The 18,120-nt window shown below is 39.8% G+C and carries 9 protein-coding genes and 1 pseudogene; 5 read left to right on the top strand and 5 right to left on the bottom strand.

The window, feature by feature from the left end:
- Positions 1-11 precede the first annotated feature (11 nt).
- Positions 12-821 carry a DUF2145 domain-containing protein gene (locus tag ACZ1G6_RS00830; protein WP_472617644.1) on the top strand — a complete coding sequence of 270 codons (810 nt, stop codon included), beginning with the start codon at positions 12-14 and terminating at the stop codon, positions 819-821.
- A gap of 36 nt (positions 822-857) precedes the next feature.
- Here ACZ1G6_RS00830 and ACZ1G6_RS00825 read toward each other — a convergent pair whose 3' ends face one another.
- The 4 genes from ACZ1G6_RS00825 to ACZ1G6_RS00810 all read right to left on the bottom strand — a co-directional run bounded on the left by ACZ1G6_RS00825 (position 858) and on the right by ACZ1G6_RS00810 (position 7,623).
- Positions 858-4,214, bottom strand: coding sequence for a DUF6701 domain-containing protein (locus tag ACZ1G6_RS00825; RefSeq protein ID WP_472619014.1), 3,357 nt, complete (start codon positions 4,212-4,214; stop codon positions 858-860).
- Entirely contained in the window at positions 4,205-5,515 is a 1,311-nt protein-coding gene (locus ACZ1G6_RS00820; protein WP_472617643.1) for a LamG-like jellyroll fold domain-containing protein, read from the bottom strand. The genes ACZ1G6_RS00825 and ACZ1G6_RS00820 overlap by 10 nt, the downstream gene beginning before the upstream one ends.
- Positions 5,516-5,628: 113 nt before the next feature.
- Positions 5,629-6,180, bottom strand: a complete 552-nt coding sequence (locus ACZ1G6_RS00815; protein ID WP_472617642.1) for a PH domain-containing protein — start codon at positions 6,178-6,180, stop codon at positions 5,629-5,631.
- Positions 6,181-6,210: 30 nt separating this feature from the next.
- Positions 6,211-7,623 (bottom strand): M20/M25/M40 family metallo-hydrolase, encoded by a 1,413-nt coding sequence (locus ACZ1G6_RS00810; protein ID WP_472617641.1) that lies wholly within the window; start codon positions 7,621-7,623, stop codon positions 6,211-6,213.
- 296 nt (positions 7,624-7,919) lie between these two features.
- Between ACZ1G6_RS00810 and ACZ1G6_RS00805 the strand changes: the two genes are divergently transcribed.
- From ACZ1G6_RS00805 to ACZ1G6_RS00795, 3 genes and pseudogenes are all read left to right on the top strand, one after another.
- Positions 7,920-10,331: a putative bifunctional diguanylate cyclase/phosphodiesterase gene (locus ACZ1G6_RS00805; protein ID WP_472617640.1), complete on the top strand. Its 2,412-nt coding sequence runs from the start codon at positions 7,920-7,922 to the stop codon at positions 10,329-10,331.
- 85 nt (positions 10,332-10,416) lie between these two features.
- Positions 10,417-11,713 (top strand): annotated as a pseudogene (locus tag ACZ1G6_RS00800) (cystathionine gamma-synthase family protein).
- A 25-nt stretch (positions 11,714-11,738) separates the two neighbouring features.
- Positions 11,739-12,557 carry an HAD family hydrolase gene (locus ACZ1G6_RS00795; RefSeq protein WP_472617639.1) on the top strand — a complete coding sequence of 273 codons (819 nt, stop codon included), beginning with the start codon at positions 11,739-11,741 and terminating at the stop codon, positions 12,555-12,557.
- Positions 12,558-12,563: 6 nt separating this feature from the next.
- On the opposite strand, the gene ACZ1G6_RS00790 is transcribed toward ACZ1G6_RS00795, so the two are convergent.
- Positions 12,564-16,667 carry a PAS domain-containing protein gene (locus tag ACZ1G6_RS00790; RefSeq protein ID WP_472617638.1) on the bottom strand — a complete coding sequence of 1,368 codons (4,104 nt, stop codon included), beginning with the start codon at positions 16,665-16,667 and terminating at the stop codon, positions 12,564-12,566.
- A gap of 547 nt (positions 16,668-17,214) precedes the next feature.
- On the opposite strand from ACZ1G6_RS00790, the gene ACZ1G6_RS00785 reads away from it, so the two are divergent.
- Positions 17,215-18,105 (top strand): hypothetical protein, encoded by an 891-nt coding sequence (locus ACZ1G6_RS00785; protein WP_472617637.1) that lies wholly within the window; start codon positions 17,215-17,217, stop codon positions 18,103-18,105.
- Positions 18,106-18,120 lie beyond the last annotated feature (15 nt).

Genomic DNA, 18,120 nt, shown 5'->3' with positions numbered 1-18,120 from the left:
GGAGTAGTATTATGAAATCCCCATTGATCACAATTGTGTTATTTGTAGTTGGCCTATTGTTTAACGTTCAGCAAGTAAACGCCGGTAGTCAACAAACTACGCAAGCAAATCATGAGCCTGAAGATATTGCTCTTTTTGCTAAAAATGTTGAGCGCTATGCAGCGTCTCAAGGCGCTAGAGCATTCATTATTGCCAGAGTGGGCAGACCAAGTAGTGATCTTCCTAAGGGGATTCATTACACTCATACGGCCATTGCAGTATATTCGCAGATTGTTTTAAGTACAGGAGAGAAGGTCAATGGATATGCAATTCATAATCTATATCAAGATGCCAAGCAACCGAGTAAAAGCGCATTAATCACGGACTACCCTGTTGACTTCTTTTGGGGGGCTCATGATTTAAAAGCCGGTATTATTATTCCAACACCCCAGATACAAACGAAGCTTATTGAACTGGTTAGCACTGGAGCAAATTCGACACTACATAACCCTAAATATACAGTGCTTGCCAATCCATTTAATAGCATGTTTCAAAATTGTACTGAACATACTTTAGATATGATTAATGCAGCTATATACAACACCACTGATGTTGCTCAACTTAAAGTAAATGCAGCTGCACATTTCACTCCTCAACGAGTGAAAATTAATCGACTAAAGCTTATGTTAGGTAGTGCATTAAAAGAAGATATCAGCATCGCAGATCACAAAGGTAAGATTAAAACGGCTACCTTTACCAGTATTGCAAAATATCTACAAAAATATGGTTTAGCGACTCAAGCAATCACCTTACACAATGATATGAGCATTGCTGATATTTAAGGATTTATGGTCAAATGAGTAAGGTAAACAATTAGCTTACTCATTTTGAAATATTTCACGCCAATGAAGTGTACGGTCGTCACCTTGATATATACCAAAACTAGCAATTGCATTTGGATTGTCATCAAAGTTTCCATCGTTATCCCAATCAAACTTTAACCACTGCGGCGCATTGTAAATTACTCCTAACTGACCCTGTGTTCCATTACTAGGTGCAGATAACTCAAGACCCAAGGTAGTGCCGTTTACAAAATCTCCTGTTGTTCCCACTACCGAGCTTAACGCTGGGTCTAAACTAATATTATTTATCGACATAAGACTTGCATCAAAGCTCGAGCAAGTATCAAGTGATTGCACAAACGCAGAGCCATTAAATTCCTCTAACCTTAGTGGTTGTGCAAGGTTGACTGTCTCTGGGCCAAATGTGTTTTCAAGCACCATACGACCAAATACTATATCTACACCAGTAGGTTGAGCATTTATTGTACTTGTCACAGCTGTACCATCTGTATCAAATATACTGGCAAGCACAATTTGTATATCAGAGGTAAACGGCGCAACTAACGCATTAGCTGAACGTTCATAATAATAGTTATCAACTGATGATAATTGATAGTGAAGTGTGCCCCGAGGTAGAGGGCTCACTCCACCGTTAACTAAATCATTCTGCGACAAATTACCTGTATTAATATTAGAAACAAGTGCTAAGTTATTGCCATCAACGCCCGCTGATGAGGCGTCTGACGAAGGCGCGGTAATTTGAATACCTGATTCATCTAGTTTCATAAAATCGTTGCTACTACCTTGAGTATCTTGATAGTAATTGCGCGTAATACCACCTTGCGCGTTATAAGCAGTGATTGCCAAAACTGGGTTACTTAGATAAGTGATTGCTCCTAAAGTGTCATTTGTTGCATCTCGTTGTCCACTAAATGCTGAAAATACAATCGATGATCCGCAGGTAGCCTGCAACACACCGTCTTGCGCGATTGTTTGTTCAAAGTAATCAGGTGTAAATCGACCGATGTCTATTGCATCAGCCGACACCACGATACTTGCATTACCATAGTTACTGTCTTGAGCATCTAAATTGAGCAATCCCACCTCAGAATATCTAGCTTGAGAAAAATCAGATACGCCAGCAACGAAATCAGCAATTGATACGTCTTGAAAACTAGGAGTCACGCTCGAAGTAATACTATTTGCAGTATTAAAGGTAAATTCTCCATCTACACTAGATGCTAATGTAGGAGCTGTTCTAGCAAGACTAAATTGGATTTGGCCCGGATTATAGTTTGGTGTAATCACGCCAAGATTGTTGAGCGCCGTCACCGTCAACTGAAAATCATCGCCTGCATCTTTAGTGACACTTGCATTAGCTGAGGAACCATTTAACTGCAGTGAACCGCTTTGTGCTGATAACGATAATTGTGCAGGGGCAACCCAAAAAGCATTACTACTGCCTGTTAAACTAATACCGCCAACATTATAGTTGGCGCGCAAGCGTATTTGCCCCGCATCAAGGTAAAGCGCATTGGGTAATGGTGCAATACTATCTACCCCGAAATTAAGTGTTATGTTCGTTTGGGAAGGAAATTTAGCAATATCATTACCATCAATTTCAAAACTCAAACCACCACTTGTGCCTGGATTCACATTCTCTTGAGCTATATCAATCGCAGTATCACCCGAAAATATCCCCTGACACACACCGTTGTTGTTTTCTACTGCTTGGATACGAATAGGGAAGCTTACTGCGGCAACTTGATTTGAAATAGCGGTATCAACTCCAGTGCTTGCATTAAGAAAGCGAAAACCAGCATCAGCAAACACAATATTACAACTGTTACCCATACCATCTTCACAAACCGTTGGGTTAGTGGGCAAAATAGAAGGATTTGTTAGCGAAAGTGTAGCCGTTTCAGCCACAGTGTATGGCAACGACGCGCTGCCGCTACCAGTAAAACTGATAGTATCGGCTACTATTTGTGAACCTGTTGCATTTACCTCAACAGATATTAGCTGGTCGCTTAAGGTACAAGTGCCATCGTAGTCATTTGTACAAGCATTAATAGTAACATTCTTTGCATCGCAGGTAAGACCTTGCCCATCGTGAATAATTTGATAGTGATTGACTTGTGCGGCGGGCGCTGGACAACCTAATTCGACTTGGCCTCCCAAAGCGCCGTTACTTAAAACTTCATACCCGTTTGTTGGTCGATTAGTGCGAATACTATTTGAAATGGCCACTTCAAAAAAGTCTTGCCCGCCTCGTTCAAAAAAAATGCCCGTGACTGAAAATGTTGACATTTGACTTAATGTAAATGAGCCGCCAGTATTGGTGTTAGAGCTTGGGTTTTCAAATCTCAGCTCATTTGCACTGCCCGCATTAGACGATCCAAATTTGTTAAAGTTGATTGAATCCCCCACAATAGTATCAAGTGTGAGGCTGAAACCATCGCCTGACTCTACATGAATGGTGTAATCACCTGCTGGCAATGTAAGTTGGCCAGTAGTGGCTACTAAAAAATCATTCCCACCTACGCCGTTACTTGCACCTGGATAAGGTAAGGTGCCATTAAAGTCATTATTGCTGCCTCCAAAATCAATTCTATCCACTTGACTAGTGCCAGATGCGCTGATCTCATAATTACCACTATCAACTAAGCCCGTGGCAGGCTCGTTGGCATCAAGCCACGCTTCGTATATCGCAATAGCCTCAGTCGTTGTGTTAATTCTTGTATCACTGCCACCACTACCAATTTTTAAACCTACGGCATTAAACAGGCCAATCTCACCGCAGTCGTCAAGGCAGATTACTCTATCGCGTGTGCTTTCATCAAAGTTGTTACCCGCTAGTTCATTTTGATAAAGCTCCAACACCTGAGAAGCGCTTAAACGTTGGTCATAAACTTTAAACTCATCAATCAATCCTTCAAAGCCTTGGGCGGCATTAAAACTACCTCCAAAACTGTCTTGCTCTTGTCCAATTATGACACTATTTGCATTGGGAACAGAAAGCACACCGGCAGATGATGAGGTAATGCAATCCTCTTGTATACCATTTATATATAGACATATGTTTTGGCCTATTCTAGTGACAGTCAAATGGCGCCATATATCATCAGTTAGGGCAACACTACTAATTAGGTCTTGAGAATTATCTCTGACTTTCACCACAACCGTGTTAGCATTTTCTAAGTAAATCTCTAATTGATCATCGCTTTGACTTGTTCCAATGGCTTGAAATATTTCTTGTTGTGCCTTAGTCACTCCGGTTTTAAACCACAGCGCAATTGAAAAATCATCAAGGCCATCTATCGCTGTATTGGGAAGCGATAAATAATCATTGATACTACTCTCACTTAAATCTAAAGACCGGTTTATGACCACTTCATCATTAGTAGTTTGAGTGCCCACAGCATCGGCAGTAAAACTGCCTTGTTGGTCAATGACTTGATTAGTACCTGTTGTGTATTCGCACTCATCAAATCGGTATTCTGCAATTGGAATAGCGGGGGAGGAACAGGGCAAGTTCTGGCGCTACCATCAAAATTTAGCCCATTATCTTGATTGCTATAAATAGTATTGATTTGAGCTTGCGTAAGCGCTTGATCAAATATGATGAGCTCATCAAGTAATCCCTCCCATGCTTGTTGACTTGCGAAACTTCCACCTACAGAATCTTGCTCTTGTCCTATGATTAAACCACCGGCATCAATATTGATTTCACCTGTGCTATTGATGGTGCCACATTGCACTAACGCACCGTCTACATAGTAGCAGTTTGTTGTACCTGAACGGGTCCATGAAAGGTGACGCCAGATGTTATCGCCTACTGAACCATTATTTAACGCTACCGCTCTTCCTTCAATGAATGGGTTAAAGTTTGTACTATTATTGAAGAACATGAGCATTTCATTTGCTTCACTAGCATTTGCACCCGAAAGTATCGTGGCAACATCAATATCATCTGTCCTCACCCATACTGATACAGTAAAATCTGTCAATCCATCCACAGCGGTATTTGCTAAACTGACGTAATCTGTTGTACCAATTAAGCTAAAATCACCCGCTGAACAAATTTGGCCGGTATCGATAGTCGTCATACCAATTGCGACACCATCATGATTATTGCCTGAACTATCGACCACTTCATCCGCTGTACCTTGCCAACTTAGTTCATCAAATCGATATTCAGCCATGACTTGAGGTTGTGCGGCCCTTATGGGCAGTGATAAATAAATAAGATTGTCATTTTGATTGTCGTCTGTCCAAATCCATTGAGCATTAGCATCGATTAAAGGAGTTGAGTTTCCCCACGGAGCTGAGCCATTAGGACCATAAGAAGTAGGGGTTTGATAGTTCGTCCATGCTGATGTCGAAACACGCCAGTCCGAGGTGTTAGTTGTTGTTGTAGTAAGGCCATTTAGAAAGGTATGATTGCTGGTACTAAGACTAAATTCACCAATAAATGCAGCGACACTGCCCGTATCACGCCCTATTATATGCAAGAAATAATCTTGTCCTTGGTTTAATGGAAGTGAATATTGATAGGTCGTGAAACGATCATTACCGGTACCCAAATAAGTACCAGCGACAGCATCATCGGTTGATAAATAAACGTCAAATTCATTATCGGCCGTAGATAAGCCAGTCAGGGTTGTTTGAGCATGTGCAAACGAAATGCACATGACCGCTAACAAAGTCAAAAAAATCGATTTGTGAACACCAGTGTTAATCATGTGTCAGGAACAAGTCTATAAATCAAATGTACTTTTTTTAAGCAAGATTCAATCCATGTTAACTACTTTTGCTTCGCATTATCCTTAATTTCAACTAACAAAGCTTCAATTCGTTTAACGCTGTCAACTAAGTCGCTTATCGCATTTGCTGGACTTGTTAAAGATGCTTCATCGGCTGGCTTTGCCTCGCTAACCCCTTGCAGCTTGTCTTTTTGTTGCAGTATTTCTTCTCTGAAGTCCTTAGCATCAATAATACCCAAAAGAGAAACTAATGCACCAGCACCCGACTGACCAGCGGTTTCAAAATCCAAACGGTATAGGCCAAACGCGCGCATAAGGGGGCCTTGTGTCATCCCCACATCCGTTATTTTTTCAAGCGGTATAGACTTTTCGACTTTAAACATTATCCCACGCTTTACTACCAACTTACGCTCAAATAACTCTGCCGACATCGCTTTTAATATCGCATTAGAAAATATTAATACCAACAACACCGTCAATGGAATTAATGGGATCATAAAGAGCGTAACAACACTCAATAAAACCCAAAATACCAACCAATACATTTTTACTTTAGGGTCAAAACTTGCTGAGACAATATTCTTTTCTTCCATGGGATTCTCCAAATTACCACGTTAATTTAATTAAGGCGCGGGTCGAGGGTCAAAATTAGTGTTTGCCATGTAGGTAATAACGATTGACCAAATATCTTGGTTTTGCTTAATATCCTCAAGCTTTATTTTGTCGAGCGTATCATTTGGACTATGGTGATAATCGAAATAGTATGTACCATCTTGTTTTAAAGCAATTACGGGCACCCCATGATTTGGTAACATAGACACATCGGGACCACCTCTTGTTGTATTGTTGCCTAAGTTTATACCGTAAGTTTGTAAGGTGTCATATAAGTCACTGGCATTATCTCTAACATCATTGTTAAAGCGCGTATCAAGCTGATAAATCTGACCTGCGCCAAAATCTGATTCCGCAGCCATAATGATATTTGGTAAGTCATCTTTATTCGCTCGAACATATTGATAAGCGCCGACTAAGCCAACTTCTTCAGCAGCATACAAAATTACTCTAATGGTCCGCTTGGGCTGTCCAATAGTTTCTTTTACCAACTTAGCTGCCGCCATCACTATACCTACCCCGGCACCATCATCCAATGCGCCGGTACCCTCATCCCACGAATCAAGATGAGCTGAAACTAACACTACCTCATCGGGCTTTTCAGAGCCTGTGAATTCGCCAATAACGTTATAGGACGTTTGCCATCCGGCATCTTTGGCTTGCATATTGATATTAAGTATCACATCTGATTCTTTGGCCATCATGACTTCTAGCGTATTGGCGTCCGCATTTGAAATGGCGCCAGCAGGTATCTTATCTACATCGTCGCTATACCTCATTATACCGGTATGAGCAAAGCGAGAGTTATCTGTACCCACCGAGCGAATGATGACTGCAGTGGCACCTAATTTTGCAGCTGCTACTGCTCCATCAACTCGATTGGATACTACTTGCCCATAAAACCTGCCCGCTCTATCCCTTTGCATTTTGCTGTTCAAAAAAACGATATTGCCGTTTATGGTGTCAGCATCTGCGCTTTGCAATGCCGCTAAAGATTCAAACATAAGCACTTTAGCTTTTAGACCTTCTTTAGGCGTGGCGACACTGCCGCCTAAAGCAGTAATAGACAATTTTTGTTCATATGGACTTACAATAGTCGCATCGGCAAAGCCTCGCTCCCAGTTTCTAACTCTTACTGGCTGTTTGTAAACTTTATCAAATCCAAGCTCAGCAAACTTTGCTTCTGCCCAAGCAACCGCTCTTTTGTCCCCTTTAGAACCAGGGATACGAGGGCCAACTTCAACTGTCAGTGATTCGACAATGTCATAAGACAATTGACTGTTACCACTAGCAAGTGCGACTTGTGCCATTTGCTGCTGAATTGGGCTTTGAAGCTTTGGTGGTTCTAATGTTGTTTGCATGCATGCGCCCAATAGCAATACTGAGGTGCATGAAATGAATAAATACTTTAAAGATAGTTTCATAGTGTGATGGGTATGTGTGTTGTACCTTTAGCATAATCAAAAGTGTAAAGAAGGTAAACGCTAAGAAGCCTTCTTTGTGTTAACCAATAGTGCTTCTTCAAAAAGAATACCATCACTGTAAGTACTCATTAACTGCAACGATACCGAATTGTTTGCTACAGATGTAAATAAACTTATGAAGATTAATCAATTTTATAACTGTGCATAAATTGTACTTATCATGACTTATGTACTATTACTTAATAACTTACCAAGTCTATTGTTTGATTTGGTCTTTGTGTATTGAGGCGAATGAATTGGCAGCTAGTGCAGAGTTACAACTGGTAATATTATGTAGCAACAAAAAGCTACAACAGCAGATTACTGAGGTGATTAATCACAGTTATAAGCTGTGCACTTTTGAGCCTTCACCTTTGTCACACTTAGCGCTTGACGAAGTTAAAAACTATGAAGTATTAATCACTGTATTTGATACAAAACAAGAGTTATCAATCTCAGATTCAGCTTCTTTAATTCATAAAGAGCTACAAGTACCCGTGCTATTTGCTGCTTCACAAAAATACATACCCGGTGGTGTACCAGACACAAGTAAAATAAAGCATTTACCCATTCCCTTTGTTGCTCAAGAGCTTAAAAGCGTAATAGAGGCGTTAACTAGCTTACGTACGTGTAATTTTGATGCTTCTGATACAGATAGCCAAGGCCAAATTAGTATCGAAAACCATATCTCAAACTTTGAAACGCGAGACGAGCAACATATAAATTTTCATTGTGGTACATATGGTTTAAACAAAACCTTGGGGAAATCAGATTTAGGCATGTTGCTCGGTAGTCAGCGTTATCAAGAACTCGTATCAACTTCAGCTGACTTAAAATCTATAAAGTGTAAGTGCTCGCTTACCCCAAAACTATTAGATCATAAGCCGGCAAGCATCAATGTAAAAGTGAATGACAAGGTCACGATAAATCAAGCACTTAACATTGCTAATACTCAACTCCCTGTTAGCAATGGCATGAAGAACAATATTCCCAAAAATGTTGTGCGTCTTGTAGAAACGATGCGTATGAGTGCTTTGGTGCTAGACGATCAATACAAAATAGCGCTTGCTAATGACGCACTATGTCAATTATTTAATTGTGGGCATGGGCAACTCATTGGTCGGTTTTTTGATGAGTTCTATTTACATTCACGCAAAATGGATGTTCCTAGTTTTGACTTATTTGCATTATCAATGTCTGATGACCCGAACACGAGTATTATGCTGAAATCCCCTTCACTTGAAGGCTTTAATGTTATTTTAAACGCTACTACCCTAGCAGCTAATCAAGATACAAAAGTGATTTTGGTGACAATTACCGATGTCAGTGAAATTGCGCAAGCAGAAAAAGAAATGAAATATAAAGCTCTTGCTGATGGTTTAACAGGTTTGGGAAATCGAAGCTATTTGTCATCTATTTTGCAAAAGATGGAGCAGCATGTAGGAAGCAACAAAAATGACATAGTTGCTTTATTGTTCATCGACATAGATGGTTTTAAACAAGTTAATGATAATTTCGGTCACGATATTGGCGATGCAATTTTGCAAGAGTTTGCGAATCGCCTACGCAAAGCTTGCCGAGAGAGTGACCCTATCATTAGGCAAGGTGGTGATGAATTTGTCATCGTGCTAAATGGTCATTTACCTCGCAAAGACTTATCTAGTATCGCTGTTAAACTACTCAACGCGATTAAAGCCCCCATACGAATAAACGACATTGTATTAGATTTAGGTTGCAGTATCGGTATAAGCACATCCCCACTAGAAAAAGCATTAGGTGATGTATTGTTAAAACAAGCAGACATTGCCATGTATCAAGCAAAACAAGGCGGTAAACACAATTACTGCTTTTATAACGAGATGATGTCAAAACAAACTGAACACCGGCTTTTCATCAATCATGGTTTAAAGCGAGCGATTGATGAGAGCATTATCAGTATAGAACTGCAACCTATAGTGGATCATGAACATAAAATTGTAAACGCAGAAGTCTTGTGTCGTTGGTATGACAAAGACGCTGGTTTTATTTCGCCTAATCAATTTATACCTGTTGCAGAAGATAGCCGCTTGATAGGAAAGCTGGGGCAACTTATATTGCAAAAAGCGTTTGAAGCACAAAGAGTGCTCATGAATAATGGCGTTAATTTGGTATTAAATATCAATTTATCTGGCTTACAATTATGTGACTTAGAACTACCCCAATTTATCGAAAACCAACTAAAACAATACCAAATATCGCCTGATACTATCGTTTTTGAAATTACCGAATCAGTACTCAACACAACCATTAGTGAAAATATGGTAGCAAAATTGGTGAAAATGGGATTCAAATTCGCGATTGATGATTTTGGTACCGAGTATTCATCTCTATCTAGATTGGCAGAGTACGATATTCATATCATCAAAATTGATCAGTCTTTTATTCAGAATCTGTGCACTGACACAAATGTATCTGTCATTACAGATGCCATGATTAAACTAGGCAGCAATCTTGGTTACAAAGTAGTCGCAGAAGGAGTAGAGACCCACGCGCAAGAGAAATATTTAAAAGCTTGTGGATGCAATTCAATGCAGGGGTTTGGTTTTTCCCGCTCACTGAGCTTGGATAACTTTGTCGCACTTGCCAAGTCCAATGAACCCTTATTTTTATCTGATTGTATCAGCGCATAACACGTATCAATATTATTGAATCGTTTCTTTATCTGCCGCTTCAGACTACACTATGTGTGGTCTCATAAATATAGAATATTCACAAATGGCAAATAACAACAATTATAAGAAAAATAGTATCGGCAAGCATAAACTTAAACCTGAAACCATGATGATGTCCTATGGCTATGACCCCCAGTTTTCAGAAGGCTCCGTCAAACCTCCCGTATTTTTAACATCAACTTTTGCCTATCAGACGCCTGAAGAAGGAGAGGAATTTTTTGATATTATGGCCGGCCGAAAACCTGCACCAAGTGGTCATGTAGGGGGGTTAATTTATAGCCGGTTCAACCATCCCAATGTTGAAATTATTGAAGATCGCTTATCGCTTTATGAAGGCTCTGAGAGTTGTGTAATATGTTCAAGTGGCATGGGCGCAATTAGTGCTATATTACTTGCATATCTTCGCCCTGGGGATGTCATTGTACAAAGCGCCCCCTTATACGGTGGCACAGAAACCTTAATCCGAAAGTTCTTACCACAATTTGATATTCAAACCACTGAGTTTCAAGATGGCCTAGATGAGCAAGCTATACTCGATGCTGCGTTAAAAGCCACAGAAATGGGACGACTAGCAATGGTATTTATTGAGTCTCCTGCAAATCCCACTAACGCCTTAGTCGACTTTGAAGCACTGACTCGCGTACTAGACAAGATTGAAACAAAAACAGGCCATAGGCCACTCACGGTTTGTGACAACACACTCATGGGGCCCGTATTTCAGCAAGTTGTCCCGCAAGGCATCGATATGGCCATGTATTCGTTGACTAAATACGTCGGTGGTCATAGTGATTTAGTGGCAGGCGCTGTGTGTGGTAGCCGGGAAGTCTTAAGTGCCGTGCGCTCTACACGCGGGGCAATAGGCTTAAACTTGGACCCACACACCAGTTGGATGATTTCTCGCTCTCTTGAGACATTAAGTATACGCATGCACAGAGCGGCAGATAGCGGCAAGAAAGTCGCGCAATGGCTATCTGATAATCCGTATATGAAAGCTCATGTACTTCATCCTGATTTTGTGACCGATAGCGCCTATCAACGTGTATATCAAAAGCAATGCAGCGGACCAAGCTCTACCTTCGCATTTGTCCTTGATATTACAAAGACACAAGCCTTTGAACTAATTAACAATCTGTCTATTTTCAAATCTGCTGTTAGTCTAGGCGGAAGCGAGAGCCTGGTCTGCCACACTTAGCAGCACCACTCATTCAGGTGTACCAAAAGACTTGCGCGAAAAATTTGGCGTCAGTGATGGACTAATTCGTTTATCTATTGGTCTTGAGCACCCTGAAGATTTAATTGCGGATTTAGATAACGCATTTAGCTTGGTATTTAAAAAATAGCACTAACAAAGGTTAAGTTATTAATATGGAACTAATTTGCTTTGATTTAGACGGTACATTGCTCAATGCTGACTCACAAATATCAGCATTTACCGCTGATACATTGAAATTGTTACGCCATAATAATATTGCGTACACTGTTGCCACGGGTAGGACAATGTTATCGGCGCAAAAACTCTTAGACGGACATGTTTTTGACTTACCACATATCTACAATAATGGTGTCACAATTTGGGATCCGCAGGATAATACTCTTAGCCTTGATAATATCCTTAGTCGAGAAGAAAGCGATAGCGTTATAGCACTTGCTTTGAGTAAGGGGATTTGTCCATTTATCAATACGATTGACTCCCATAGGCATAGTATTTTCCATCCGGAGCCTCGACATGAAATTGAACAACGACTTATTTCAACCTATCTTGCGCGCACTAAAGCTTCGATACAGCCAATCTCGTCACTAACAAAAGATGCACAGATTACAAATATTAGTATGATTGGTGAAGCAAGCGTAATTCATCAAATGTGGCAAGTATTGAATACCTATTCTAATATCGTTGCTTATTCGGGAGCTGCGATTGAAGGAAAAGAGTTTAGTTGGATGGACGTACATCACCAAAAAGCGACTAAAGGTAGTGCAATTAAAAAATTAAAAACTCATCTAAATGTCAGTAAAGTAATTTGCTTTGGGGACAGCGATAATGATATCAGTATGTTTGAATTATCTGACGAGGCTTATGCACCACAAAACGCAAAAACCGAAATAAAGGATAGAGCAACAGCGGTAATTGGGCATCATCATGAAGACGGTATCGCTCACTTTTTACGTGAGCGATTTAGCCTTTAATTAGTATTAGTTTTCTAAATGCGCATATATTGAGCGCAGACTTCTTTGCAAGGCCACTTTGAGCACTGGCCATCTAATAGATACGTTATCAATTAAGCCAGCTCTACAGTCTTTTTTAACACTTTTCATCAGGTCGATTAGCGGTTCTGAATTAATCGTCTCTGATAAGACATAAAGCTCGGTAGTAACCGCATGGATTGCCTGTATGTTATTAGACTCGATAGCATGTTCCGCTTTATTTGTTTGCTCCTCCAAGTCCTCAATTAACTTAATTAATTTAGGCGGTAAAGAAGCAATAGGCGCTTGTGCTTTTGAATACATCGCTAGGTTAAACCAAAGGTCAGGCTTGTCCGGCAGAGGCAGTTTTTCGATATCAGGGCGGTTGTAACCCGATTTATTTGAAGCCGCTTTAAGCTCTTCTTCTTTTTTCTCGACTTCTGTTTTAGTGCTTTGTAACTCTTCAGACACTTCTTCTAAGGCACCTGTTTTTTCAGCTAACCTTTGCTGACTCATCGACAATGACCATGAAAGCGCTTTTTGCTGAGTCTCTAACTTTGATAAAGCCGCACTTTGCTCTTCTAGCGAACTCTTACTAACCGAGTAGTCTTCTTCAACTCGCGCTAATTTATCAGCAAAAATAGTTTGCTGCTGTTGTGCGCTTTCGATAATGGCAGATTCTTGACTAGCAACCATTTCTTTTTGCTTTTCGAGCTCTTGTGCTAAATGCTTTTCTTTTTCTTCTAAATCAGCAACATTCTGTTGCAAAGAGCTCACCACTAGCTGAGCTTGTTCAAGCTCTTGCGCTAGTTGAGATTCCTCTGAAGCTTTGGACTCTACATTTTTCTTAGCATTTTCTAAATCTTTTAACTTTTCAGCAATCTGCTTTTCAAGTGATTCATTTTTCTTGTTTACCTCGGCAAGTGAAGTTTCAAGAGCAGATTTCTCAGCTTCAAGCGCTTCTTTTTGCTTATTCCATTTTTCATCACTTTGACTTAAAGAGTCTTGTTGAGCTTCTGCCTCAGACTTCAAGCTTGCTAATTCAGCTGTCAGTTTTTCGATTAGTTGGCTATTACCTTCTTTACCCAGTTTTTCTTGTTCGGCAACTTTATTCGCTTGTTCAAGCGCTTTTTGGGCTTCACTAAGTTGAGTATTAGCACTATCAAGCTCTGCACTGGTTTTGTCTAATAAGGTATTTACTTTTGCTAAATCTTTATTGGTTTGATCTAGTTCTTTTTGGACAGCAGCATTCTGAGCTTGAGCATCCTTATTGCCTTCACTTAAGCTTTCTTGAATTTGTTTTAGCTCTTTTGCCAACTTGTCGGCTTCTTCAGATTTTGCAGAGTAATCGTCACTGACCTTTTTATGCTCGGCTTGAAGTGTTTCAAGTTGTTTTTGTGCTTCGCTGCTTTCTTTATTCTGGCCTTCAAGGGCTTTACGATGTTCATCTAACTCTTGCTTAGCTTTTTGTAGTGACTCTTCAAGCTGCGTAAGTTGACTAGACGCTTTTTGACTTGCTTCATCGTTTTTGGCGACTAAGGCTTCACTTGCCATTAGCGCTTGTGTGGCCTCTTTATTTGCTGCCAGTTGCTCAGAAAGATCTTTTTCAAGCTTATCAATTACTGATTGTTTAGCCGTCAACACTTCTTGTGCTTCGCTATTTTGTTCGCTTTGACCATCTAGCTCTTGACGATGTTTGTCTAGTTTTTCATTCGCGTCTTTAAGTGCCAGCTCTAGCTCGCTAAGCTTATTAGCATTAGCTTCTAACTGCTCGTTCTTTTGTGCTAATTCAGAGTTAACCGCTTCAAGTGAGGCTGTTACTTGTGATTGTGAAGTATCTTGTTCTGCTTTTGCCTTTTCTAAGGCGTCTATGGCTGCTTGTTTCTCTTTAATAGTCGCCTTGGCCTCATCTACTTTACTCTGTTTCTCATTAACTGAGTCTTCAAGCCTTGCGTATTTTTCTTTCATGTCATTAAGTTGACTGGACGCTTCTTCAAATTTTGAAGTCAAGTCTGAAGATGATTCTTCAAGCTGTCCCTTAAGTGCAGAAATCTCATCGTTTAGCGCTGCATTGTCAGAATTCAAGGTCTCTCTTTGAGATTCAACATCATTTAATTGAACACCCGTTTTTTCAAGGGTTTGTTCAGTGTCCGCTAATTTTGCACTTAGCTTATTAAAATCTGTCTGAACCAAGGTAAGTTCTGTTTGATTGTCACTAAGCTCAGTGCGCGCTTCTTCCAAAGCTTGTTTTGCTTTTGTTAGCTCAGCACTTAGTTCTCCGGCTTGAGCCTCACTTTCATTTAGACGGCTTGAGGTATCTTTCGCGTGCGCTTCTAACTCTTGACGCGTTTCTTGCTCTTTAGTCAAAGCTAAACTTGTTTTAAACAGTTCAGTAGTATCTGTCCACATACAAATAAACGAATCAAACATGTGGTCTTTAAAAACTGGAACTAGAGTTAAGTCACAAGTAAATTGTTCGTTATTTACTGCAAATATCCAAGGTGTCGATTCTGCTCTGCCGCCTTCTTTCACATCATTGAAAAAACTTTCTAACTTTAAGGCCTCATCAGCATTAATGTTTAAAGAAGGGGAGTGCATGAATTGCCCTAACATCTCATCTTCGTCTTCGATGTCAAAGAAACTGCAAGCGGCATCATTTAGACTACTAAATCCATCCTTGGTCATAATCGCCATTGGATTTGCGCTATTTTCCAGAATATTATTAAAGCGATCACGCTGGACTTTTTCATCAGAGCGATCAATAACCCAACATAAATACTCTTGACTATCTTCGTCAATTAAATCAATCGTTAGCTCGCCTGGATATATGTTGCCATCTTTGCCTTCAAGCTGAACGTGGAAGTCGTGTATATAACCGCTATTATTAAGATTTCTGGCAGTAACACCAGCTTCTTCTGGCTCACTGAATAGTTTATAAATATTTCCCTTCTTGAGAGATTTTTGGTCATACTTAAGGCGCTCTAACATTGCTTTGTTAGCACTAATGATTTTATCATCTGGTCCCATCGTTGCAATAGCAACTGGTGCTAAATCTAATACTTTGCTTAGGCGCTGATTTGATTTCTCCAAAGCTTCGTTAGCACGCTGCGCGGCTTCTTGTTCAATAAGCAATTGTTCACTAGGAGCAAATATTTGAAAATCTATATGCGCTTTTAAAAGAAGGGTAAATTGCTCGTAACTGGTAGCAGCTTCGGCTCTGTCTAACTGGTTGCTTAAAAGCTCGATATCAAATTCAGAGAATTCTTCGCTTGCCCCCTCGGCCTTCGAAGATAAACGCAATTTTGTACTGGCTTTACCGCCTTGCTTAGCTTGTGCAAGTAGTTGAGTCCACGCGTCTTGGTCATCAGAGTGGATCAGTTTTTCTAAATCTAAAATTGACTTTGCACCACTTAGTGAGTTTTCTTCTTTTACTTGCTTTAAGCCTAACAGGGCATCAAACAAATGACTAAAAATAAAAACATCTTTGTGAGCATCTAAGTATGCGTGACCAATAATACCTTTATTTGAATCCACACTATTTGAGGTATCTTGATCGACTTCATCTAGTGGATCTATGGTATATGGCTGTAAAGTCACAATTTTGACTGTTTTGTCGTCTTTGATGATTGAATCGCCAACCAAGATAGTCAAATCTTGTGCCGGTGCATCAATCTTGTCACCTAGCTTTTTTGAGCCTAACTGCGTTTTAATTTCATCATGCAAGGCCTCGTCAAAATGTGATATGAAGTCGACATTTACAAGCTTTGATTTCTGTGTATCTAATAAATTTATGGCTGTTTTGTCTGCGTAGGTGACCTTGCCATTAAAGGCAACGTGTACGATACCCACAGATACACGGGCTAAAATACTTTCATTTTGCTTATGTGCTTCTTTGAAATTGTTTTCTCGAACTGAGCCAAAATAGAACTGAACCAAGGGAACAATTAATATGAGTGTCAGTATTCCAAATAAAAAATAAATGAAGTTGATTACCTGATCAGGACTTTTTGTATTCACCAAGTTACTGATAAAGGCATTGGCGCTCGCAGCTGGCAACAGATACAAGGCAATAAACCCAAAAATAAATTTACTAAAACGAGCTTGAAATTCCATTTATTACGACACCATTAATTGTGGTTAAAAACAAAAATAAAACGATCCACCGTACAAGAACTTGAGAATTTACCGACAACAATAATGTAACGGCTCAAATCAGTACAAGTTTAAGCTTGAAGTAGCTCAATACTTTAAAATTAGGGAAGATGAATCAAAGCAAAATAATATAACACCAAAAATCTTTATTAGTATACTGTAGTAATTTACTAAGGAAAATAGGTAAAAGGCGATTAGCATGGGAGTCGTAACTTGATAGAGTTGTGCATAGCTATCTTAAAGCCAGCTAACACAAGCTATGACAACGGTTTTGTATATCGTATAGGTACAAAAAAACATACTAAAGTGGTAAAAAACATCCGCTTAATTTACAAGGATTTGGATGTTTTTCAGTTTTTACCTACTTTTATGGTGATTACTATGGAAAATTGTCATTGAAAAGCCTAGTATAGCGAATCAAATTTTAAGTGCATATTGCCTTCTTTTTACATTGGAGATTGCAATTATGAGCGTTTTTAAACACTACAGTATGGATTGATTTTCTATTATGGATAATGCATCTCAAAGTTCCGCCAAGCTTTATCTTGTTGGCGTTGTTGTATTTTTGCTTACCACCGCATTATATTTTTTTGTGCTATCTGGTGATGACCAAGCGTTTGAAAAGGAATATGTGCTTGGTTTAATTGACGAAAACAAAGCGCTAGAGCTGAATGTCAAAGAGCTCGAAATTGAAAACGAAGAATTTGTAGCGACGGTTGCTCAGCTTCAAGCACAAGCTGCTGAAACTAGCGCATTGTTAGGCAGCGAAAGCGGCCAAATAGATGCGACTGGCAATTGTCCAGTTGTCCCAGCATCTGAAGAAGTCTTAGGTGTACAAAAGAACCTAATTGACACTCAAACTCAATACATAGCGTGTACCACATCTTTAGCTGAAGAAAAAGCGAAGGTTTCAGCATTAACAAGTCAAAATAGAACTTTAGAGAGCGCATCAAGCGACCTTGATTCCTTGGATATAAAAGTAGGCGACTTAGAGGCAGAATTAGAAAGCATTTATGCGGAAAATGAAGCCTTATCCTTACAAGTAACAAGCCTCAGCCTAGCACTTCAGGAAGAAAAAGACAGACTTGGCCCATTGGCTTTTGCAAACTTCGCGTTAACACCTGAATACTGCGACTTGCGTGTTGAGCGTAATTTCGCATGTATAGTGTCAATCAACGTCGATGCAACGTTTAATTACAACCCAAATGCACAAATGGCTGTGAGCCTAATTGACCCGCGAGGTGATATCATTGCACAAAAATCAGTGGCTGGACGAATAGAAAATAAAATTGAATTCGTAATGGCACGAAATGAGGCGCTTGCCGAAGGTAATTACCAAATTCAATTTGAAATTGAAAATGTGTTTGATGAAGTTAAACCACTTATTATAAAAGATTAAAAATGATAAACAGGT

The sequence above is a fragment of the Glaciecola sp. HA4-3 genome (assembly GCF_055693685.1).
The sequence above is the reverse complement of the archived record's forward strand: the minus strand, read 5'-3'. Positions and strand labels throughout refer to the sequence as shown.